This is a genomic window from Pseudomonas sp. TKO26 (assembly GCF_003225665.1).
Lineage (GTDB): Bacteria > Pseudomonadota > Gammaproteobacteria > Pseudomonadales > Pseudomonadaceae > Aquipseudomonas > Aquipseudomonas saponiphila.
The window spans coordinates 324779-345449 of the sequence record NZ_QKLN01000004.1 but is presented as its reverse complement, the minus strand read 5'-3'; the positions used below and the strand labels follow the sequence as shown (position 1 = coordinate 345449).

Sequence of the window (20671 nt, the reverse complement as noted above, 5' to 3'; positions counted from 1 at the left end):
TCTTTTGCGCCTCCCGCCGACCCATAAGCCGAATCCATGCCCTTCGATCTCAGCGTTGACCTGACCACCCTCGCCATCCTCGCCCTCGTGGCTTTCATCGCCGGTTTCATCGACGCCATTGCTGGCGGTGGCGGCCTGCTGACCACGCCCGCCCTGCTCACCGCCGGTTTGCCGCCGCATCTGGTGCTGGGCACCAACAAGCTCAGCTCGACCTTCGGTTCGGCCACCGCCAGTTTCACCTTCTACCGGCGCAAGCTGTTCCACCCGCGGCAGTGGATGCACGCCATCATCGGCACCCTGGTGGGCGCGCTGACCGGAGCCATCGTCGCCCATTACCTGCCGGCCGAGTGGCTGAACAAGATGTTGCCGGTGATTGTCTTCGCCTGCGGCCTGTACCTGCTGTTCGGCGGCACGCCAAAGGCGCCGCTGGACAGCGACGCACCGATCAAGAAGAAGTGGCAATCGAGCCAGGGCTTCAGCCTGGGCTTCTACGACGGCGTGGCCGGGCCCGGCACCGGGGCGTTCTGGACCGTGAGCAGCCTGCTGCTCTACCCCATCGACCTGGTCAAGGCCAGCGGCGTGGCCCGCAGCATGAACTTCGTCAGCAACATCGCGGCGCTGTCGGTGTTCGTGTTCTCCGGGCAGGTGGACTGGATCATCGGCCTGTGCATGGGCCTGTCGGTGATGGTCGGGGCCTTCTTCGGGGCACGCACCGCGATCAGCGGTGGTGCCAAGTTCATTCGCCCGGTGTTCATCACCGTGGTTCTGGGATTGACCGTGCGCCTAGCCTGGCAGCACTGGTTCAGCGTGGCCTAGGCGACGCGCCACGTAGAGATCGATCAGGTAGCGGGCAATCGAGCGCGAGGCCGGCAACGGCGGCAGCGCATGGACGTTGAACCACTGGGCGTCCTCGATCTCGTCTTCCTGGGGCACGATTTCGCCGCCGGCGTATTCGGCATGGAAGCCCAGCATCATCGAATGCGGGAACGGCCAGCACTGGCTGCCCATGTACTGGATGTTCCTGACCTCGATGCTCACCTCTTCGCGTACCTCGCGGACCAGGCAGTCCTCCGCCGACTCGCCGGGCTCGGCAAAGCCGGCCAAGGTGCTGTAGACCCCGCTGACAAAACGCGGCGAACGGGCCAGCAGCACTTCATCGCCACGGGTCACCAGCACGATCATGCTCGGTGAAATGCGCGGGTAGGCGCGCAGGTCGCAGGGCTCGCAGTACATCGCCCGCTCCCCCGGCACTTGCACCGTGGCCCGGCCGCAACTGCCGCAGAAACGATGCTCGCGGGCCCAGGTGCCGATCTGCGCGGCATAGCCCAGGACCTTGTACAGGGTGTGATCACCCTCCAGCATGAAGGCCCGCAGGCTTTTCCAGCCGCAGCCGGGCACCTCGGCGCGGCCACTGAGTTCCAGCAAGTACACCGGCTCGCCATCAAGGTGGCCGATGCCGTGCTCGGCCAGCAGCGGCAGGTCCTGGCCCTTGAGCCAGTGCCGGGGAAACAGCGCGCCGTTATCGTCATGGAGAAAGCCGTCCGGGCCACGGGCCACGGCCCAGCCGCCAGGAAGTTCGGTATCCAGTACTGCGGTGGTCCAGCGTTCAATCATCGTCAATCAATCCAGAAATTCGGGCTTCTGTTTGCTCATGTGGGCGGCAATGGCCACACGCAAGTCGTTGGACTGCAACATCGCGGCGTTCCAGGTGGCGACATACTCCAGGCCGTCGTCGATCCGGTGGTCACGCATGTAGCTGAGCATTTCCTTGGTGCCGCTGACGGCGATCGGCGACTTGGCGGCAATTTCCCGGGCAATCTCCATGACCCCGTCCAGCAGGCTGGTGGCATCGCTGTAGGTGCGATTGACCAGGCCAATGCGGCGCGCCTCCTCGGCACCGAAGGTGCGCCCAGTGTAGGCCAGCTCGCGCAACATGCCGTCGCCGATGATACGCGGCAAACGTTGCAGTGTGCCGACATCCGCAGCCATGCCGATATCGATTTCCTTGATCGAGAATTGCGCGTCATCGGCGGCATAACGCATGTCGCAGGCGCTGATCAGGTCGATGGCGCCGCCCAGGCAGTAGCCCTGGATCGCCGCCAGCACCGGTTTGCGGCAGTTGTCCACGGCATTGAAGGAGGATTGCAGCTGGAGAATCTTGCGCCGCAGCAGGCGCGCATTGCGGCCCACGTCCTTGCCCAGTTCGTTGGCCACCCCGGCCAGCATCATCAGATCGATGCCTGAGGAAAAGTGCTTGCCGGCGCCGCTGAGCACCACCACCCGCACCGCGTCGGTGTCGTCGATCCAGCGGAAGATCTCGACGATTTCGCTCCAGAACGCGGCGTTCATCGCGTTGATCTTCTCCGGGCGATTGATCTGCACATGGGCGATGTTGTCAGCGAGTTCGACGCGAAAGGCTTGGTATTCGGACATGGCAGCGATCCTTTACTGGGCAGAAAATAAGGGCCGAACTATAGCAAGTGGCGTCGCCGCCCCGTAAGGCAGCGCATTGGCCAAAAGCGGGACTTGGGCAACGCACCCAGCAGGCGGACGCCTTCGCCGGCAAGCCGGCTCCTACGGGTTAGGCCGTAAGCTCGGAGGAAAACTGTGGGAGCTGGCTTGCCAACGAAGGCGTGCGCGAGTACGGCGCAAGGCTCGAAGGCGCCTTCGTCGGCAAAGCCGGCTCCTACAGCCGCTCGGGGCTAGCTTCGTACCGGCAGGCTCAGGCGAAAACGCGCGCCGCCCAAGGGTGAGGCTTCCACGGTCAGGGTGCCGTCCTGGGCTTCCAGGGCACGACGACTGATGGCCAGCCCCAGGCCAAAACCGCCGGTGGAGCGGTCGCGGCTGCGATCCAGCCGGTAGAACGGCTCGAACACCCGCTCGCGCTCATCGTCGGGAATGCCAATGCCGTCATCGTCGACCCAGATCTCGCAGCGCTCGTCGCTCGCCAGCACCCCGACCTGGATGCGTTTTTCACAGTAGCGGGTGGCGTTGCGCAGCAGGTTCTGCAGGGCCCGGGCAGTGAGCCGCGGATCCAGGGTGAAACGCTCCAGGGTGCCGTGCAGTACAACATCGATGACCAGCTCCGACTCCAGCTCGTCATCGACGCTGCCGAGGATGCTGTCGATGAACTCGTCCAGCGACACCTCGATCTGCTCCGGCAGGCAGGCCGGGTTCTGCAGGCGACTGTAGGACAGCAGCTCCAGCACCAGCTCGTCCAGCTCGCGAATATGCGCCACCAGCCCCTGCAGGCGCTCGCGGCTGGCCGCCGGCAGATCGTCGGAGAGCACCAGGGCCAGGCCGAAATCCAGTCGGGTCAAGGGGGTGCGCAGCTCATGGGACACAGCGTTGAGCAGGTCCCGCTGCTGATTGAGTAACTGCTCGATATCCCCGGCCATGGTGTCGAAGACATGGGCCAGGCTGCCGATATTGGAACTGCCGGGCAGCTGCGTGCGCTCGCTCAGGTGGCCCTTGCCGAAACGCTCGGCGGTGCGCTTCAGGCGTTCCAGGTCGCGCCAGTGCGGCCTGACCCAGAGCAGCAGGCAGGCCAGCAGCACGGCGACGATCAGTACGTTGATGCTCCAGTACAGCAGGTTGACGTCCAGCGGGTCCGGTGGCACCACCAGCTTGACCGCCAACTGCTCATCGAGCGGCGACACCGCCAGGGTGCGCCAGCCCCAGTCACCCAGGCGCACGACCTTTTCCCCGCGTTGCAGGCGCTCGCGCTCGTAGTCGCTGAAATCCGCGTCGTCGATGCGTACCAGGGCCACCTGCAACGGATGGAATTCCTGGTCCATTTCCTTGGCCAGGGTCGGCCACTGCTCCGCCGGCAGGGCGTGGAACTGCTTGACGATCAGGCTCTGCAAACCCCGCGACTGCTCCAGGTTGTAGTCCTGGAAACGCTCGTGGAAGACCTTGATCACCAGGTCCGGAATCAGGTAGATGGCGGCACTGAAGGCAACGATGGTGATCAGGTACAGACGGACCAGGATACGCAGCATGGAATCAGCATTCCCACTCGGAACGGCTGAACAGGTAGCCCTTGCCCCACACGGTCTTGATCTTGCGCGCTTCGCCGGCATGGTCGTCGAACTTGCGCCGCAACTTGGATATGGCGACGTCCACCGAACGATCGGTGCCGTTGAACTCGATGCCCCGCAGACGCTGGAGAATCTGGTCACGGCTCAACACTTCGCCGGCATGCCGGGCCAGTACCACCAGCAGGTTGTACTCGCCGCTGGACAGCTCCACCAACTGCTCGCGCCAGGTTACGGTGCGCTCCGACAAGTCGATGCACAGGTTGCCCATGAGGATCTGGTCGCTGGCGGTCTGCGGTTCGCTGAGGCTGCTGCGGCGCAGCAAGGTACGCACCCGGGCCAGCAGCACTCGCGGTTCGCAAGGTTTTGTCACATAGTCGTCGGCGCCCATTTCCAGACCCAGCACCTGATCGTGGCTATCATCGCGGGCCGTCAGCATCAGGATCGGCAAGCTGGCCGAGTCGGCACGCAACAAGCGACAGACCTGCAAGCCATCCAGGCCCGGCAGCATCAGATCGAGGATCACCAGGTCCGGCGGGTTGGCCTTGGCCCGCTCGCGTACCTGATCACCGCGACTGATCACACTGACCTGGTAGCCGTTGCGCTCCAGGTAGCTGGCAATCAGCTCCGAGAGCGCGGTGTCGTCTTCGACAAGAAGAATATTGGGCATGACAAGGAGTCTTTATTGAAGAAGTACAGAGTCGCGGCGTTCCTTATAGAGCACCGGGCAACAGCAAGGCGCCAAGGATATACAACACTCACCGCGCAAGCGCGCCCGCTTCACACTTTTTCACACAGCACCTACACAGCTTCACAGCAGGCCTTGACCCATGCCCTTAGCATGCCGAGGTCATTATTGGGATATCAGTATGTCGAATAAACTCCTCGCGCCACTCTGCCTGCTGGTTCTGGCGACGGCGTTGAGCGCCTGCAGCAAGACCGAAGGCGAACAGGCACCGCCGACCGCCACCGTGCGGATCGAGACGGTACAGAGCCAGGCCCTGTCCATCACCAGCGAACTGAGCGGACGCATCGCCGCGCCGCGCAGTGCCGAAGTACGCGCCCGAGTGGCCGGCGTGGTGTTGCAGCAGACCTTCCGCGAGGGTTCCGACGTCAAGCAGGGCGACGTGCTGTTTCGCATCGATCCGGCCCCCTTCCAGGCCGACCTGGACAGCGCCCGGGCCAACCTGCGCAAGGCCGAGGCCAGTGCCTTCCAGGCGCGCCTGCAAGAGCAGCGCTTTGCCAAGCTGATCGCCGACCAGGCCATCAGCGGCCAGGAATACGACAATGCACGGGCGACCCGGCGCCAGGCCGACGCCGAGGTGGCGGCCAACCATGCCGCGGTCAAGCGCGCCAAGCTCAACCTGGACTTCGCCACCGTCACCGCGCCGATTTCCGGGCGTGTCGGCCGCGCCCTGGTCACCGAGGGCGCCCTGGTGGGCCAGAACGAAACCACGCCCATGGCGCTGATCCAGCAGTTGAACCCGATCCACGCCGACCTGACCCAGTCCACCCGCGAGCTCAACGAACTGCGCCGGGCCTTTCGCGCCGGGCAGTTGCAACAGGTTGGCAAGGACCAGGCCAAGGCCACCCTGATCCAGGACGACGGCAGCCTCTACCCGTTGCCGGGCAAGTTGTTGTTCGCCGATATCAGCGTCGACCCGGGCACCGGGCAGATCATCCTGCGCAGCGAGTTCCCCAATCCGGACCTCGACCTGCTGCCGGGCAGCTTCGTGCGGGTGCGCCTGGAACAGGCGGTCAACCGCCAGGGCATCAGCGTGCCGCAACGAGCCATCCAGCGTGACAGCGCCGGTATCGCCCAGGTGCTGCTGGTGGACGCCGAGAACCGCGTGGTGCAGCACCCGGTGCAACTGGGCGGGGTGCTGAAAGACCGCTGGATCGTCACCGAGGGCCTCAAGCCCGGTGACCGAGTCATTGTCGAAGGCTTGCAGCACGCCCGTCCCGGCGAGCAGGTGCAGATCGACGCCTCTCCCCTCGCCCAGCCTCCTGGCCAGTAGGTAGTACGTCATGCCGCAATTCTTTATCGACCGCCCGGTCTTTGCCTGGGTGGTCGCCTTTTTCATTCTTCTGAGTGGCGCCCTGGCGATTCCCCAGTTGCCGGTGGCGCAGTACCCCAACGTGGCGCCGCCACAGATCGAGATCTACGCGGTCTATCCGGGTGCCTCGGCGCAGACTCTGGACGAGTCGGTGGTCAGCCTGATCGAGCAGGAGCTCAACGGCGCCGATCACCTGCTGTACTTCTCTTCCCAGAGCAGCCTGGGCAGCGCCACCATCACCGCGACCTTCCAGCCCGGCACCAACCCGGAACTGGCCCAGGTCGATGTGCAGAACCGCCTCAAGGCGGTGGAGCCGCGGCTGCCCCAGGCCGTGACTCAGCAAGGCCTGCAGATAGAGAAAGTGTCCGCCGGCTTCCTGTTGCTGATCACCCTGACCTCCAACGACGGGCGCCTGAGCAACGTCGCCCTCAGCGACTACCTGGCGCGCAACGTGATGAACGAGATCCGTCGCGTCGACGGCGTCGGCAAGGCCCAGCTATACGGCGCCGAACGGGCCATGCGGATCTGGCTCGACCCGCAGAAGCTGGTGGGTTTCAACCTGACCCCGGCGGACGTCAATGCCGCGGTGGCGGCGCAGAACGCCCAGGTGCCGGCCGGCAGCATCGGCGACCTGCCCAACCCGTCCAGCCAGGAAATCACCGCGACCATCCTGGTCAAGGGCCAGTTGACTACCCCCGAGGAGTTCGCCGACATCGTGCTGCGGGCCAACCCGGACGGCTCCACGGTGCGCATCGGTGATGTAGCGCGGGTGGAAGTCGGCAGCCAGGAATACCAGTTCGGTACGCGCCTGAACGGCAAGCCGTCCACCGCGGTCGGCGTGCAGCTGTCGCCCGGGGCCAACGCCCTGAGCACCGCGACGCTGATCCGCGCCAAGATGGACGAGCTGTCGCGCTACTTCCCGGCCGGGGTGGAATACAAGATCCCCTACGACACCTCGCCATTCGTCAAGGTTTCGATCACCAAGGTCATCTACACCCTGGTGGAAGCCATGGCCCTGGTGTTCCTGGTGATGTTCCTGTTCCTGCAGAACATCCGCTACACCCTGATCCCGACCCTGGTGGTGCCGGTGGCGCTGATGGGCACCTTCGCCACCATGCTGGCCCTGGGTTTCTCGATCAACGTGCTGACCATGTTCGGCATGGTGCTGGCCATCGGCATCCTGGTGGACGACGCCATCGTGGTGGTGGAGAACGTCGAGCGGATCATGGCCACTGAAGGGCTGTCGCCCAAGGACGCCACGCGCAAGGCGATGCAGCAGATCACCGGAGCCATCATCGGTATCACCCTGGTACTGGTGGCGGTGTTCATTCCCATGGCCTTCATGCCGGGCTCGGTGGGGGTGATCTATCAGCAATTCTCCCTGTCCATGGCCACCTCGATCCTGTTCTCGGCGTTCCTCGCCCTGACCCTGACTCCGGCCTTGTGCGCCACCCTGCTCAAGCCCATTGCCAAGGGCGAACACCATGAGCGCAGCGGTTTCTTCGGCTGGTTCAACCGGCGCTTCGAACGCCTGAGCAACAGCTACGAGGGCGGTGTGAGCTATGCCCTCAAGCGCAGCGGGCGCTACCTGCTGATCTACGTCGCCCTGCTGGCGATCATGGCGCTGCTGTTCAGCCGCCTGCCCTCCTCCTTCCTGCCGGTGGAGGACCAGGGCTACACCATCACCGATATCCAGCTGCCGCCCGGCGCCAGCCAGAACCGCACGGTCAAGGTGGTGGAGCAGATCGAAACGCACAACGCCAGCGAACCGGGCGTGGGCGACAGCACCATCATCCTCGGCTTCAGCTTCTCCGGTAGCGGGCAGAACGCGGCCCTGGCCTTCACCACCCTCAAGGACTGGTCGCAACGGGGCAGCGACGACTCGGCCATGGCCATCGCCGACCGGGCCAACGCCGCGCTGAGCGCAATCAAGGACGCCGTGGTCTACGCCGTGCTGCCGCCGCCGATCGATGGCCTGGGCACCTCCAGCGGCTTCGAGTTCCGCCTGCAGGACCGCGGCGGTGTCGGCCACGCCGCCTTGATGCAAGCCCGAACCGAGCTGCTCATGAACGCCGAGAAGAGCCCGATCCTGGCCAACGTCCGCGAGAGCGCCCTGGCCGAAGCACCCCAGGTGCAGCTGGAGGTGGACCGCAAGCAGGCCAATGCCCTGGGCGTCTCCTTCGGCGATATCGGCAACCTGCTGTCCACGGCCCTGGGCTCGGCCTACATCAACGACTTCCCCAACCAGGGACGGATGCAGCGGGTGGTGGTCCAGGCCGAAGGCGACCAGCGCAGCCAGGTCGAGGATCTGCTGCGCATGCAGGTGCGCAACAACGCCGGCAAGATGGTGCCGCTGTCAGCTTTCGTCCGCGCCAACTGGACCCTCGGACCGGCGCAGTTGACCCGCTACAACGGCTACCCGGCGATCGCCATTTCCGGCGAGCCGGCCCCCGGCCACAGTACCGGTGAAGCCATGCAGGAGATCGAACGACTGGTGGCACAGCTGCCTGCCGGGCTGGGCCTGGAATGGACCGGCCTGTCACTGCAGGAACGCCTCTCCGGCAGCCAGGCGCCAATGCTGCTGGGCCTGTCGCTGCTGATCGTGTTCCTGTGCCTGGCGGCGCTCTACGAGAGCTGGTCGATCCCGACCTCGGTGCTGCTGGTGGTGCCCCTGGGGGTGCTGGGCGCGGTGCTGGCGGTGAGTTTGCGCGGGATGCCCAACGACGTGTTCTTCAAGGTCGGCCTGATCACCATCATCGGCCTGTCGGCGAAGAACGCGATCCTGATCATCGAGTTCGCCAAGAGCCTGTACGACGAAGGCCACGACCTGATCGACGCCACGGTGCAGGCTGCGCGCCTGCGCCTGCGGCCGATCGTCATGACCTCCCTGGCCTTCATCCTCGGCGTGGTGCCCCTGGCCATCGCCACCGGCGCCAGCTCCGCCAGCCAGCAAGCCATCGGCACCGGGGTGATCGGCGGCATGATCACCGCAACCCTGGCGGTGATCTTCGTGCCGGTGTTCTTCGTGGTGGTGATGAAACTGGTCAAGCGCGGTTCGGCCAAGGGCTGAAACCCTCACGGCGGGCCCCATGGCGGGGCCCGCAGCTGGTTCTCTGAGAGTTCCTGCTAAAAGGCGCTTCAGTCCTGCAACAGGCTGGCCAGGCGCTCGCGGGAAGTTTCCGGCTCACCTTCGACAGGCTGCGCGGAAGACAGGATGGGAGTGGAATAGAGCAACAGCAGCACCACAGCCAGACGCGTCAACATGCGTTCGATCCTTGCTCGGGAAGAGTCAATAATTCAGCGTCAAATTTAAACATATGGCTATGTGACATTACCAAGCGAAATTTGCCGGCCGTGTGGATTGCGTCGCAAACACACCCCCCATTTGCGTCATCGATGGCAGCGCCTGCCACAACAGGGCCTCGCCGCAAGAGCCAGACGACAGGGCCAAGCGCCCCCTAAGCTCATATCAGTGCTGCGCCGCGTCTACATTCAAGGCTTTCACCCAAGTCGCGGATCATCTCCATCAACGCCTTCACCCGCAGCGGCAAGTTTCCGGCCGGGTACACCGCGTGCATCTGAGGGCTCTCACCGCCGCTGGAGGTCAGCTTGTACTCAGGACAAACCCGCATCAGGCGCCCCGCTTGCACTTCGGGCTCCGCCATCCAATCCGCCAAGCGAGCGATCCCGACGCCCGCCAGGGCTGCCTGAAATACCGCCAGGCCGGAACTGAAACGAAATTTTGGATGAACCCGCAAGCTGATGGCCTGCGTCTCACTGCGAAAATTCCACTCCTTGAGAATCCGCGGCGCCGTATGCAGGATCAGCGAATGCGACTCCAGTGCCTCGATAGAGTCGGGCATGCCGTAGCGCTCCAGGTAGCCGGGGCTGGCATACAGATGACGTGAGTAACTCCAGAGCGCAAAGCCGATCAAGTCGCTGGATTGTGGAAACGCACCGCGAATCGAGAAGTCCAGCTTGCTCTTGGCCGGGTCGATGATCTCATCGGTGAAAATCACATCGATGTTGACGTCTGGATAACGCTCGCAGTATTGCGCGATCAATCGCGGCAATACTCCGTTTCCGAGAAGCTCGGGGGCAGAAAAACGAATCCAGCCGGAGGCCAGGCCACCGAGACCGGCCAGGTCCTCATCCACCTCGCGTTGCAGATCGAGCATCTTGTACGCGTGGGGCAACAAGCACTCACCCGCTTCGGTCAGGCTCACGGCGTTGGACGAGCGATTGAACAACTTGAGCCCCACACTTTCCTCCAGGGCTTGAATGGCACGGGTCAGCGCACTGGGAGAACGCCCCAGAGTGCGTGCCGCGGCGACGAAACTGCGCTTGCGAGCCACGGTCGCGAAGGCTTCCAGCTCCCCCAACATATTCAATGCCACTGTCCACCTCATTGCATTTTTCACAACGCGGCATTGCAACACAAAAAAGGCTCTTCCGTTAACCTTCCCGCTCAACCCACAAGGATGGGGCAAACAGGAGCGCAAGGACGTGTCAAAGCTGGAAGAAGTACTCGGGAAAGCCGCAGCTTGTGTTGATGAAGTCACTCATGAATGGCTGGAAAAACGATCAGTGACTTCGACCCGACGGGAGATACCGCAAATTCATCTGTCACTCGAAGAACAACGCACGCTTCAGGCCGGTCTGGCATCGCTGGACGTGACCGATAGCGCCTCGGGGATCAGCCACATGCCGGCCCTGGGGCGGTTGCTGGAAAGTGTCCTGTGCCCTGAGAAGATCCAGCAGCTACGCCATTTTCCACAGGCCCGTGAAGTGGCGATGATCGTCAGGGGGCTACCGCTGGACCCGCAACTGCCGGCCACGCCCTATGACCTGGAGCCGGGTATCGAGAACGTGTCGACGCTGGCCGGGGCTATTTTGTCGGTGCTGCAAACTCTGCAAACCCATCCGCTGGCCTACGAGGGTGAAAGCAACGACACCGTGTTCCGTCACGTATCGCCCAAGCACAAGCGAGAAACCGAAAAGAGCTCCTATGGCTCGCGCGCGGATCTGGGCATGCATGTCGACAACCCTCACCTGCCTTTGACCTGCGAACCCGTCTCGCAGTTGTCGGCCTGCCCGGAGTACCTGACCCTGACCGGCCTGCGCTGCGAGCTCGACGTGCCGACGCGCATCGTCGCCATTGACGAGGTGCTGGCCATGCTGCCGGACTGCGTCGAAGAAGAATTGTCCCGCCCGAACTTCAACGTCCGCCGGCCGGCCTCCTTCGGCAAACAGGGGAATGTGCTGGAAAACGTCCCCTTGCTGCACAGAAGCGCAACCGACGGCCTGTATTGCCGCTACAACAAAGCGAGTGTCGAAGCGACCTCTGCCAATGCGCAGCTTGCCCTCGAACTGTTCGCCGCCGCCGCCAATCATCCCGATGTCGTGCACCACATACTGCTGCAACCCGGGGACATGCTGATCTTCAAGAACCAGCAAACCCTGCATGCCCGGGATGGTTTTACCCCCCGCTACGACGGCCGTGATCGCTGGATGTTGCGGGTCTTCGGGGTCAATGATCCGGCACGCGTGGTGCCGCTGAACCCTCATCAACCCTACATAGCCAGAGCCTGATTACATGGTCGATATTGCCATCCTTTGCGTGTTCGCCTTCGCCGCCGGCCTGATCGACGCGGCGGTGGGCGGCGGCGGACTGATCCAGATTCCCGCGCTGTTCAACGTTCTACCCAGCGCTCAACCGGCGGCGCTGCTGGGTACCAACAAGGTCGCGGCCGCCTGCGGCACCACCTTCGCGGCCCGCTCCTTCGTGCGCAAGGTGGTGATCGACTGGGGGCTGGTGATCCCCGCCGCCTGCGCGGCCTTTGTCATGGCCTTCTGCGGAGCCGCCACGGTGTCGTTCGTCCCCCAGTCGGTGATCCGGCCGGCGGTGCTGGTGTTGATCGTTCTGATGGCGATCTACACCTTCTGGAAAAAAGACTTCGGCGCCCTGCACAAACCCATGCGCATCGGGACCAAGGAAAAACTGCTGGCGGTGGTGATCGGTGGCGCCATCGGTTTCTACGATGGTCTGTTCGGTCCCGGTACTGGCAGCTTCCTGATCTTCCTGTTTATCCGCTGCTTCGCCTTCGACTTTCTGCATGCCTCGGCATCGGCCAAGCTGGTGAACATCGCGACCAACGTAGCGGCACTGATGTTCTTCATTCCAACGGGTAACGTGCTCTACCTGATCGCCATCCCCATGGCGGCATTCAACATCCTGGGTGCGCTCACTGGCACCTGGCTGGCCGTTCATAAGGGCGTGCCCTTCGTCCGGGCTCTATTCCTGGTGTTGCTGGTGATTCTGATCAGCAAACTGACCTACGACCTGCTCCTGTAAACCAGAGGAAAACTACATGCATCCCATGTTTGATCGCCTCGTGGCGCTACTTGATGCCCGCTCAGCCTCCTACCGGGTGTTGCTGCACGATGCCGAGGGCCAGTCGGCGCGCGTCGCCGAAATCCGTGGCACCGAGCCCGGTCAAGGCGCGAAGGCCATGCTTTGCTCCCTCAAGGGGCAGGCCGGCCCCTATGCCCTGGTGATACTGCCGGGCGACCAGAAGCTGGACATGAAGAAAGTCGGAGCGGCCCTGGGCGGGAAAAAAGCCGAGCTGGTGAAGGCCGAAACCGCCATGGAACTGACCGGGTGCCGGATCGGCGCCATTCCACCTTTTGTGTTCGATGAGCGGATTCAATTGATCGTCGATCCGGCCTTGACCACAGGCTACGCAGAAATAGCCTTCAATGCGGGGCGGCTGGATGCGTCGATGGTGCTCGATACGCAGGATTATCTGGCGATTGCCAGGCCTCAATTGCTGGATATCAGCCAGGCCTGAGCCAACCTTGCCCTTGCGCCCTCCCCTGTGACATGGAGCAGGCCTTGTCGATCATAAGCTCGGCCAGCCAGCAGGCTTGGGCGCAAAGGGTGTGAGGACCCGAATGGCTAAGGGGCAACGCAGATATCGCGCTGGACAGGCCAGCTGGCTCGCCAGCATGGGCGTAAAGCGACCCGATCAGCCGTGGCTCTTGTGATCCAGGGCGGCGTAGAAGTGGGCGCTTTGTTGCAGGTATTTCTGGGTGTAGGTGTTGGTACTGGATTTCTTCTGGCTGATTTCCACGCTGGCGCTGGCGGGCAGGGCCACGCTGGCAGAAATGGCGGACGCTGCGATCACGGAGAAGAGATTGAAGTTCATGTGGGTAACCCTCGAATTCAGTTGGCTTGCTTGCCCGTGTGGGCGTTGAAGCAAACTTACTCCCGAGGGTTGGCGGGAAAAAATGCTTTGCAGCAGTAGCCATTATCAGCGTCATTGATAGAAGCAGTCAGGCCCCGAAACACGGGGCCTGTGGCTTATTGACGCACCAGGAACTTGATGTCGCTGGGGGCTTCGAACGGCAGTTTCTGCACGGTCTTGCCGAGGAAACCGGTCTTGGCGTCACGCTCGATCACCACGATCTCGTTGCTTTTCTGGTTGCCGATCAACACGTAGCGGTTGCTCGGATCGAGGCTGAACTCCCGTGGGTGATCGCCTTCCACGGAGCGACGCTGGATCTCCTTGAGCTGGCCATTGCTCTGGTCGATGGCGAACACCAGCAACTGGTTGGCGGTGCCGCGGTTGCTGACATAGAGGTACTGACCGTCCTTGGACGCGTGCAAGGCCGCCGCGGACTTTTTCTCCTTGTTGCCACTGGCCGCCAGATCAACCAGCTGACGCTGGGTCAGCTTGCCGTCCTGATAGTCGAAGACTGCTACCTGGGCGCTCATTTCCAGGGTCAGGTAGGCCCGCTTGCCGTCGGCGCTGAACAGCAGATGGCGCGGGCCGCTGCCCGGGGGCAGTTGGACAAAGGCCGGTTCGGCGGGTGTCAGCGGATGTTCCGGGTTGGCCTTGGGGTCATAGCGGTAGACGAAGATCCTGTCCGCGCCCAGGTCGTTGGCGAACACAAACCGGCCATCCGGGGATGACACCGACGAATGCACATGGGCCGACTGCTGGCGCTCGGGGTCGACCCGGCTGGCCGGATGGCTGGTGAGCTGCACCACCGGCGACAGGTGACCATCGGCACTGACCGGCACCACCGCCAGGCTGCCGCCCGGGTCCACATCCACCGAATAGTTGCTGACGAACAGGTAGTTGCCGTCAGCGCTCAGGCTGGAGTGCGTGGGTTCGTTGCCCTGGCTCTGCACCTGGTTGATCAGGCTCAGTTGATGGGTCTTGGGCGCCAGGCTGTAGCTGCTGACACGGCCGATGGGGTCAGTCTGCCCCGGGCTGTTTTCATTCACCGCGAAGACGAATTTCAGGTCCTTGGACAGGGTCAGCCAGGACGGGTTGGAGCTCTTCACCACTTGCAGCGGCTTGGCATCGATCTGCCCGGTGCGTTCGTTGAAATGCAGACGATACAGACCCTGGCTCTGGCCCTGGGTGTAGGAGCCCACGAGCAACTCCTGGCTGTCCGCGGGAGCCGCCTGGACCGCCATGGCGCCAACACTGCCGGCCATCAGCAGCGGCCAGAAATTACGCATCTTCATGTTCATCCTCCTCTTCGTCGCGGGCACTGAACGCACTCATGCACACCAGGCGGTGCTCGCCGGAATCAGCGACCAGGGTCCAGCTCTGCAGCGCCTGATCAAAAGTCGCGGCCTGCACCTGGGCCAGGGTGAAGCTCCAGCGCTTGGCGGCGCGACCATCCATGCACTCGATCAGCAGGCGCTGTTCGTCGAGGGTGAAGTCGAAGGCGTGCAGGCCGTCGATTTCCAGCATGTCGCAGGCTTCAAGGGCAGTGAGCAAGGTGTCGGTAGCAGCGGTCATAGCGATCAATCATCAATTGGAAAGGCGCAATCATAGCTGATCGGCGCCCAAGGATCGGGCCCGTATTGCGCGCAATCATCGCTTGCCGCCGGTGTTGCAAGGGAGCGCTGGCGCAGGGACTTGAAAATGCTTTGCCGCGCCAGCCGGTCGATGCCCTGGGCAGGCATGAAAAAGCCGCACCCGAGGGTGCGGCTTGCTGTTCAAAGCGCCAGGATCAGTGAGCGAACAGTGAGTTGCCCTTCTGCCCGGCGAGCTTTTCCGGCTTGATCAGGAACCGCGCCAGGGCCGGCAGCAGCCACAGGGCGCCGAACATGTTCCACAGCAGCATGAAGGTCAGCATCAGGCCCATGTCGGCCTGGAACTTGATGGCCGAGAAGATCCAGGTGCACACGCCGATGGCCAGGCACAGGCCGGTGAACAGCACCGCCTTGCCGGTGGAGCGCAGGGTCTGGTAGTAGGCCTCCTGCAACGGCAGGCCGGCACGCAGGAAGCTTTCCAGGCGACTGTAGATATAGATGCCGTAGTCGACACCGATGCCCACCCCCAGCGCCACCACCGGCAAGGTCGCCACCTTGACCCCGATGCCCATGAAGGCCATCAGCGCGTTGCCCAGCACCGAGGTCAGCACCAGCGGCAGGACGATGCACAGGGTCGCTGCCCAGGAACGGAAGGTGATCATGCACATGCCGGCCACGCAGATGTACACCAGGATCAGGATGGTCAGCTCGGACTGCTTGATCACCTCGTTGGTGGCCGCCTCGATCCCGGCGTTGCCGGCGGCGAGGATGAATTCCAGGCCGTCCCGGTTGTGCTCCTTGGCGAATTCCTGCACCGCATGCACCGCGCGGTCCAGGGTCGCGGCCTTGTGGTCGTTGAGGAACACCAGCACCGGCGCCAGGGAGCAGTTGTTGTTGTACAGGCCATCGGCCCGGGCAATGGAGTTGTTGAGCACGTCAGGGTTGCGCGACAGGGTTTCCCATTTCAGGTTGCCCTCGTTCATGCCCTTGATCATCTGCTTGGACACGGTCACCAGGGAAATCGCCGACTGCACGCCCTCGGTGTTCTGCATCTTCCACATCAGCTCATCGATGGGCGCCATGGCCTCGTAGCGCGAGCAGCCTTCGGCCGCGGTCTTGACCATCACCACCAGCACGTCGGAGCTGGTGGAATAGTTGCTGATGATGAAGTTGTTGTCCTTGTTGTAGCGCGAGTCGGGACGCAGCTCCGGGGCGCCCTGGTCGAGGTCGCCGATCTTCAGGTTCTGGCTGTACCAGAGGCCGCCGCCGAAGGCCACCAGGGCCAGGGCCACCGAGATCGGCGCGACTTTGGGGCTGGCGAAATTCGACAGCAGGCGCCAGAAAGGATGCTCGCGAGAAGCGTCCTTCTTGCTGCGTTCGATGGCGCGCTTGCTGATGCCAACGTAGGAAATCGCCACCGGCAGCAGGATCAGGTTGGTGAACACGATCACCGCCACACCGATGGAGGCGCCGATGGCCAGCTCGCGGATCACCCCGATGTCGATGATCAGCAGGGTGATGAAGCCCACGGCGTCGGCCAGGATGGCGATCATGCCCGGCAGGAACAGCTGGCGAAAAGTGCGCCGCGCCGCCGTCAGGGCGTTATCCGCATCGCTCGATTGCAAGGCGATGCCGTTGATCTTCTGCACCCCATGGGAAATGCCGATGGCGAAGATCAGGAACGGCACCAGCATCGAGTAAGGGTCCAGGCCAAAGCCGAAGGCGTGCATCAACCCCAGTTGCCAGACCACCGCCACCAGGGTGGTGATCAACACCGCGATGGTGCTGCGGATGCACCAGGTGAACCAGTACAGCAGTACCAGGGTGATGATGAAGGCCACGCCGAAGAACATCACCACCATGATCAGGCCATCGATCAGATCGCCGACCTTCTTGGCGAAGCCGACAATGTGGATCTTCACATTGGGGTTCTGCGCCTCGAACTTGTCGCGGATCTTTTCTTCCAGCTGGTGGGAGAACTTCTGATAGTCCAGGGCCAGCAGCTTGCCCTGGTCCTGCGGGTCCGGGTAGGACTCCAGCAACGGGATATCGACGATGCTGGATTTGAAGTCATTGGCCACCAGACGCCCGACCTGGCCGGACTTGAGGACGTTGTTGCGCAACTTGTCGAGGCTCTCGGCCGAGCCGTTGTAGCTCTGGGGGATCACCTCGCCACCGGCAAAGCCCTCTTCGGTCACCTCGGTCCAGCGCACGCTGGGGCTCCACAGCGACTTGAGCCCGGAGCGATCGACGCCGGAGATGTAGAACACCTCGTCGTGGATCTGCCTCAGCGTCTCCATGTACTCCTGGGTGAAGATGTCGCCGTCGCGGGCTTCCACCGAGATGCGCACGGTGTTGCCCAGGTTGGCCAGGTCGTTGCGGTGCTCCATCATCCGCTCGATGAACGGGTGCTTGAGCGGGATCATCTTTTCGAAACTGGTGGACGGGCGGATCAGGGTCGCTTGCCAGAACAGGAAAGCGCTGACCAAGAGGCAGATAAAGATCACTGCCGGGCGGTTGTTGAAAATCAGGCGTTCGAGAAAGTTCGCCTTGTCCTGGTGATGACTGCTCATGAAATTCCCCACCTTCTTGTTATGTGCCCGGCCTACTGGCCGAGTTCAGCGCCGCTTGCCGCAGAAACCCGCACCCCGCCCTGCCCGGCCAGGATCAGGTTGCCATTGCCGGCAGCGGTCACCGCCGATAACGAGATGCGGTCCTGGCGGTTGAACACGCTGAACGTCTGGCCGTGGTCGGTGCTGCGGATCACGCTGCCGCCGTTGCCGACGATCACCAGCGAACCGTCGTCCAGCAAGGTGGCGCCCGACAGACCGAACTCCAGGGCGCCACGGGCAGCCTTCAACTCCACCTGCTCCCAGGTGCCGCCGAAATCCGTGGAACGATAGAGATTGCCGCGCAGGCCATAGACCAGCAGGGTCGCCGGCTGGCCGGTGCCGATCACGCCGAACAGCGAGCCTTCATAGGGGCCTTCGAGGCGTTCCCAGGTCTGCCCGCCATCGACCGAGCGGAACATGCTGCCCTGCTCGCCGACGATGAACAGGCCAGAGTCCTTGACCTCGGCGATGGCGTTGAGGTGGTACTGATCTTCGTTGTCCAGGCGGTCGCTGGCGTCCTCCCAGTGCTGGCCGCCGTCGGTGGTTTCCAGCAAGGCGCCGTAGGCTCCGACGGCAAAGCCGTTGCGGGTGTCCTTGAACCAGACATCGAGCAACGGCGCTTCACGCTTGAGGTCCTGGAACTGCTGGGTCCAGGTGACACCGCCATCGGTGCTGGCCAGGACCTGGGCATCGTGGCCCACCGCCCAACCATGCTGGTCGTCGACGAAGTACACCGCCGTCAGCAACTGCCGGGTCGGCACCTTGGCCTGAACCCAGGACGCCCCCTGATCGTCGGAATAGAGAATGTGCCCGCGATCGCCCACTGCCACCAGGCGCTTGCCGGCGTGGACCACATCGAGCATCAGGCTTTTCGCCGCTTTGGGCGATTCGATGGAAAAGACTGTATCCGCTGCGGAGGCAGCGGCCAGGACCGGTGTCGACAGCGTCACGACACCCGACAGCGAGAGCGCTGCAGCCAGCAATGCGAACGTGCGCAGCGCCGGCGGGCGGCCAACAACCACGCCCATGACAGGCTCACTCATAGACCATTCCCCCATTATTATTGTCAGGTCACTTGACCTCTCAGGGCGCCTTGCGGGGTTTGCCTGGCCTGGATCGACCATGACGATCGTCCTGAAACCTGCAATCTAGAGCCCCTTTGGCTGCGGGCTATCCTATCGGGCTTTGGAAAGGTCTGACAATCAACGCCACGTTATCTTTTGTTAATCGGCGCGCCTGGTCAGGCGCCTGAATACTCGGGCATTCGCTGGGCTGATCGATACAGGTGGACGCCCCCCTCCAGTGCGTCCAGCGATTTGTGTCCTTGGCCTGCCGTCACGCGAGCAAAGACTGATCCAGCGCATGCATCCCCGGCCCCCACCCTTGACTATGATGAGCGGCATGGGACGCCAACCCGACGAGCTTGAGGAGTGCCGCATGATTGCCATACGCGAGGCCTGGAAAGCCGGGCTGCTGGGGCGCGCCCACTGGGCCCGCAATCTGCTGTCCGGGGTGATTGTCGGCGTGGTCGCCCTGCCCCTGGCCATGGCCTTCGCCATCGCCTCCGGGGTCAAGCCCGAACAGGGGATCTACACCGCCATCGTCGGCGGCCTGCTGGTGTCGCTGTTCGGTGGCAGCCGCTTGCAGATCGCCGGGCCCACCGGGGCCTTTATCGTGATTCTCGCCGGGGTCACCGCCCAGTACGGGGTCGACGGCCTGCAACTGGCGACCATGATGGCCGGCGTCATTCTGTTCCTGCTGGGCATCAGCCGCCTCGGCGCCCTGATCAAATTCATCCCCGACCCGGTGATTCTCGGGTTCACCGCCGGCATCGGGGTGATCATCTGGGTCAGCCAGTGGAAGGACTTCTTCGGCTTGCCCGCGGCCCAGGGCGAGCATTTTCACCAAAAGCTCTGGCACCTGTTGCAGTCCCTGCCCGGGCTGCACCCGGCCACCACCCTGCTGGCCCTGCTCAGCCTTGGACTGTTGCTGTGGTTACCGAAGATCCCCTGGCTCAAGCGCCTGCCCGCGCCGCTGGTAGCCATGACCCTGGCCACCGCCCTGCAGTCGCTGTTCCAGTTCGACGGCGTGGCCACCATCGGCAGCGCCTTTGGCGGCATTCCCCAGGGCTTGCCAAGCCTGCAACTGCCACAGATCAGCCTGCCACGGATACTGGACCTGATTGGCCCGGCCTTCGCCATCGCCATGCTCGGGGCCATCGAGTCGCTGCTGTCGGCGGTGGTGGCCGACGGCATGGCTGGCACCCGCCACGATTCCAACCAGGAACTGATCGGCCAGGGCATTGCCAACCTGGCCACGCCGCTGTTTGGCGGCTTTGCCGCCACCGGCGCCATCGCCCGCACCGCCACCAACATCCGCAACGGGGCCACCAGCCCCCTGGCCGGCATCGTGCATGCCGCGGTGCTGATGCTGATCATCCTGTTTCTCGCCCCGTTGGCGGCCAATATCCCGCTGTGCGCCCTGGCCGCGATCCTGTTCGTGGTGGCCTACAACATGAGCGAACTGCACCACTTCAAGCGCATGCTGCAGCGCGCGCCGCGGGCGGACGTGGCGATCCTGCTGTGCACCTTTGTGCTCACGGTGTTCAGCGACCTGGTGATCGCGGTGAATATCGGGGTGATCCTGGCGATGCTGCATTTCCTGCGGCGCATGGCCTCCTCGGTGGAGGTGCAGCAGGTGGTGGGTGAAGACCTGGAAAACGAACTGCGCGGCAAAGGCCGCGGCCCCCTGCCGCCGGGGGTGCTGATCTACACCATCGAAGGCCCCCTGTTCTTTGGCGCGGCGGAAACCTTCGAACGGGCGTTGGCCCAGACCCACAGCGATCCACAGTTGCTGATCATCCGCCTCAGGCATGTGCCGTTCATGGACATCACCGGGCTGCAGACCCTTGAGGAAGTGGTCGGCCAACTGCACAAACGCGGGATAGTGGTGAAGTTGTGCGAAGCCAACCTCAAGGTGCACGCCAAGCTGGAGCGAGTCGGCATTCTGCACGCCATCGGCATGCAGAATTACCACAGAGACTTGAGCGAAGCGCTGCAAAACACAGCCCCCGCCACCGCGCCTCCACTTTCGTAGGAGCTGGCTTGCCAGCGAAAACGACGTCAAGGG

At 63.4% G+C, this 20671-nt stretch carries 19 protein-coding genes; 7 read left to right on the top strand and 12 right to left on the bottom strand.

From position 1 onward, the window contains the following. Positions 1 to 36 precede the first annotated feature (36 nt). Positions 37 to 816 (top strand): TSUP family transporter, encoded by a 780-nt coding sequence (locus DNK59_RS08670; protein WP_092314486.1) that lies wholly within the window; start codon positions 37 to 39, stop codon positions 814 to 816. On the opposite strand, the gene nudC is transcribed toward DNK59_RS08670, so the two are convergent. The 4 genes from nudC to DNK59_RS08650 all read right to left on the bottom strand — a co-directional run bounded on the left by nudC (position 784) and on the right by DNK59_RS08650 (position 4707). Next, on the bottom strand, positions 784 to 1614 hold the full coding sequence (gene nudC / locus DNK59_RS08665; RefSeq protein WP_110722949.1) for an NAD(+) diphosphatase: 831 nt from the start codon (positions 1612 to 1614) through the stop codon (positions 784 to 786). The two genes, DNK59_RS08670 and nudC, sit on opposite strands and share 33 nt — an antisense overlap. A 6-nt stretch (positions 1615 to 1620) precedes the next feature. Beyond that, entirely contained in the window at positions 1621 to 2433 is an 813-nt protein-coding gene (locus tag DNK59_RS08660) for a crotonase/enoyl-CoA hydratase family protein (RefSeq protein ID WP_092314482.1), read from the bottom strand. A 269-nt stretch (positions 2434 to 2702) separates the two neighbouring features. Next, entirely contained in the window at positions 2703 to 4001 is a 1299-nt protein-coding gene (locus DNK59_RS08655; protein ID WP_110722948.1) for an ATP-binding protein, read from the bottom strand. Positions 4002 to 4005: 4 nt separating this feature from the next. Further along, the gene (locus DNK59_RS08650; RefSeq protein ID WP_110722947.1) at positions 4006 to 4707 is read right to left on the bottom strand and encodes a response regulator transcription factor; all 702 of its coding nucleotides are present in this window, start codon (positions 4705 to 4707) and stop codon (positions 4006 to 4008) included. A gap of 199 nt (positions 4708 to 4906) precedes the next feature. On the opposite strand from DNK59_RS08650, the gene DNK59_RS08645 reads away from it, so the two are divergent. Further along, positions 4907 to 6055 (top strand): efflux RND transporter periplasmic adaptor subunit, encoded by a 1149-nt coding sequence (locus DNK59_RS08645; protein WP_110722946.1) that lies wholly within the window; start codon positions 4907 to 4909, stop codon positions 6053 to 6055. A 10-nt stretch (positions 6056 to 6065) separates the two neighbouring features. Further along, positions 6066 to 9164, top strand: coding sequence for an efflux RND transporter permease subunit (locus tag DNK59_RS08640; RefSeq protein ID WP_110722945.1), 3099 nt, complete (start codon positions 6066 to 6068; stop codon positions 9162 to 9164). 68 nt (positions 9165 to 9232) lie between these two features. Here the strand turns inward: DNK59_RS08640 and DNK59_RS32070 are convergent, their stop codons facing one another. Both DNK59_RS32070 and DNK59_RS08635 read right to left on the bottom strand, forming a co-directional pair. Then, positions 9233 to 9358 carry a hypothetical protein gene (locus DNK59_RS32070; RefSeq protein ID WP_256596315.1) on the bottom strand — a complete coding sequence of 42 codons (126 nt, stop codon included), beginning with the start codon at positions 9356 to 9358 and terminating at the stop codon, positions 9233 to 9235. A gap of 200 nt (positions 9359 to 9558) precedes the next feature. After that, on the bottom strand, positions 9559 to 10491 hold the full coding sequence (locus tag DNK59_RS08635) for a LysR family transcriptional regulator (protein WP_110722944.1): 933 nt from the start codon (positions 10489 to 10491) through the stop codon (positions 9559 to 9561). A 109-nt stretch (positions 10492 to 10600) separates the two neighbouring features. Between DNK59_RS08635 and DNK59_RS08630 the strand changes: the two genes are divergently transcribed. Genes DNK59_RS08630 through DNK59_RS08620 form a run of 3 tightly spaced genes read left to right on the top strand, consistent with a single transcriptional unit; the run spans position 10601 to position 12945 of the window. Further along, entirely contained in the window at positions 10601 to 11686 is a 1086-nt protein-coding gene (locus DNK59_RS08630; protein ID WP_110722943.1) for a TauD/TfdA family dioxygenase, read from the top strand. 4 nt (positions 11687 to 11690) lie between these two features. Beyond that, complete coding sequence (locus tag DNK59_RS08625; RefSeq protein ID WP_110722942.1) at positions 11691 to 12449, top strand: TSUP family transporter; 759 nt, start codon at positions 11691 to 11693, stop codon at positions 12447 to 12449. Between the two features lie 16 nt (positions 12450 to 12465). Beyond that, positions 12466 to 12945 carry a YbaK/prolyl-tRNA synthetase associated domain-containing protein gene (locus DNK59_RS08620; protein WP_110722941.1) on the top strand — a complete coding sequence of 160 codons (480 nt, stop codon included), beginning with the start codon at positions 12466 to 12468 and terminating at the stop codon, positions 12943 to 12945. A gap of 177 nt (positions 12946 to 13122) precedes the next feature. Here DNK59_RS08620 and DNK59_RS08615 read toward each other — a convergent pair whose 3' ends face one another. The 6 genes from DNK59_RS08615 to DNK59_RS08595 all read right to left on the bottom strand — a co-directional run bounded on the left by DNK59_RS08615 (position 13123) and on the right by DNK59_RS08595 (position 18585). Then, positions 13123 to 13302 carry a hypothetical protein gene (locus tag DNK59_RS08615; protein ID WP_092314463.1) on the bottom strand — a complete coding sequence of 60 codons (180 nt, stop codon included), beginning with the start codon at positions 13300 to 13302 and terminating at the stop codon, positions 13123 to 13125. A gap of 155 nt (positions 13303 to 13457) precedes the next feature. After that, the gene (locus DNK59_RS08610) at positions 13458 to 14633 is read right to left on the bottom strand and encodes a lactonase family protein (RefSeq protein ID WP_060839078.1); all 1176 of its coding nucleotides are present in this window, start codon (positions 14631 to 14633) and stop codon (positions 13458 to 13460) included. Beyond that, on the bottom strand, positions 14620 to 14913 hold the full coding sequence (locus DNK59_RS08605) for a DUF5629 family protein (RefSeq protein ID WP_110722940.1): 294 nt from the start codon (positions 14911 to 14913) through the stop codon (positions 14620 to 14622). The genes DNK59_RS08610 and DNK59_RS08605 overlap by 14 nt, the downstream gene beginning before the upstream one ends. 5 nt (positions 14914 to 14918) lie before the next feature. Then, entirely contained in the window at positions 14919 to 15080 is a 162-nt protein-coding gene (locus DNK59_RS31790; protein ID WP_158288745.1) for a hypothetical protein, read from the bottom strand. 47 nt (positions 15081 to 15127) lie between these two features. Beyond that, positions 15128 to 17503: an RND family transporter gene (locus DNK59_RS08600; RefSeq protein WP_110722939.1), complete on the bottom strand. Its 2376-nt coding sequence runs from the start codon at positions 17501 to 17503 to the stop codon at positions 15128 to 15130. Positions 17504 to 17535: 32 nt separating this feature from the next. Beyond that, positions 17536 to 18585, bottom strand: a complete 1050-nt coding sequence (locus tag DNK59_RS08595) for a YCF48-related protein (RefSeq protein ID WP_110722938.1) — start codon at positions 18583 to 18585, stop codon at positions 17536 to 17538. Positions 18586 to 18979: 394 nt separating this feature from the next. Here DNK59_RS08595 and DNK59_RS08590 point away from each other — a divergent pair, with 394 nt between their 5' ends. After that, positions 18980 to 20638 (top strand): SulP family inorganic anion transporter, encoded by a 1659-nt coding sequence (locus DNK59_RS08590; RefSeq protein WP_110722937.1) that lies wholly within the window; start codon positions 18980 to 18982, stop codon positions 20636 to 20638. Positions 20639 to 20671: the final 33 nt, after the last annotated feature.

Coding starts and splice junctions, on each gene's coding strand:
- DNK59_RS08670 (WP_092314486.1), top strand. CDS start 37: ATGCCCTTCGATCTCAGCGTTGACCTGACCACCCTCGCCATCCTCGCC.
- nudC (WP_110722949.1), bottom strand. CDS start 1,614: ATGATTGAACGCTGGACCACCGCAGTACTGGATACCGAACTTCCTGGC.
- DNK59_RS08660 (WP_092314482.1), bottom strand. CDS start 2,433: ATGTCCGAATACCAAGCCTTTCGCGTCGAACTCGCTGACAACATCGCC.
- DNK59_RS08655 (WP_110722948.1), bottom strand. CDS start 4,001: ATGCTGCGTATCCTGGTCCGTCTGTACCTGATCACCATCGTTGCCTTC.
- DNK59_RS08650 (WP_110722947.1), bottom strand. CDS start 4,707: ATGCCCAATATTCTTCTTGTCGAAGACGACACCGCGCTCTCGGAGCTG.
- DNK59_RS08645 (WP_110722946.1), top strand. CDS start 4,907: ATGTCGAATAAACTCCTCGCGCCACTCTGCCTGCTGGTTCTGGCGACG.
- DNK59_RS08640 (WP_110722945.1), top strand. CDS start 6,066: ATGCCGCAATTCTTTATCGACCGCCCGGTCTTTGCCTGGGTGGTCGCC.
- DNK59_RS32070 (WP_256596315.1), bottom strand. CDS start 9,358: ATGTTGACGCGTCTGGCTGTGGTGCTGCTGTTGCTCTATTCCACTCCC.
- DNK59_RS08625 (WP_110722942.1), top strand. CDS start 11,691: ATGGTCGATATTGCCATCCTTTGCGTGTTCGCCTTCGCCGCCGGCCTG.
- DNK59_RS08620 (WP_110722941.1), top strand. CDS start 12,466: ATGCATCCCATGTTTGATCGCCTCGTGGCGCTACTTGATGCCCGCTCA.
- DNK59_RS08615 (WP_092314463.1), bottom strand. CDS start 13,302: ATGAACTTCAATCTCTTCTCCGTGATCGCAGCGTCCGCCATTTCTGCC.
- DNK59_RS08610 (WP_060839078.1), bottom strand. CDS start 14,633: ATGAAGATGCGTAATTTCTGGCCGCTGCTGATGGCCGGCAGTGTTGGC.
- DNK59_RS08605 (WP_110722940.1), bottom strand. CDS start 14,913: ATGACCGCTGCTACCGACACCTTGCTCACTGCCCTTGAAGCCTGCGAC.
- DNK59_RS31790 (WP_158288745.1), bottom strand. CDS start 15,080: ATGCCTGCCCAGGGCATCGACCGGCTGGCGCGGCAAAGCATTTTCAAG.
- DNK59_RS08600 (WP_110722939.1), bottom strand. CDS start 17,503: ATGAGCAGTCATCACCAGGACAAGGCGAACTTTCTCGAACGCCTGATT.
- DNK59_RS08595 (WP_110722938.1), bottom strand. CDS start 18,585: ATGAGTGAGCCTGTCATGGGCGTGGTTGTTGGCCGCCCGCCGGCGCTG.
- DNK59_RS08590 (WP_110722937.1), top strand. CDS start 18,980: ATGATTGCCATACGCGAGGCCTGGAAAGCCGGGCTGCTGGGGCGCGCC.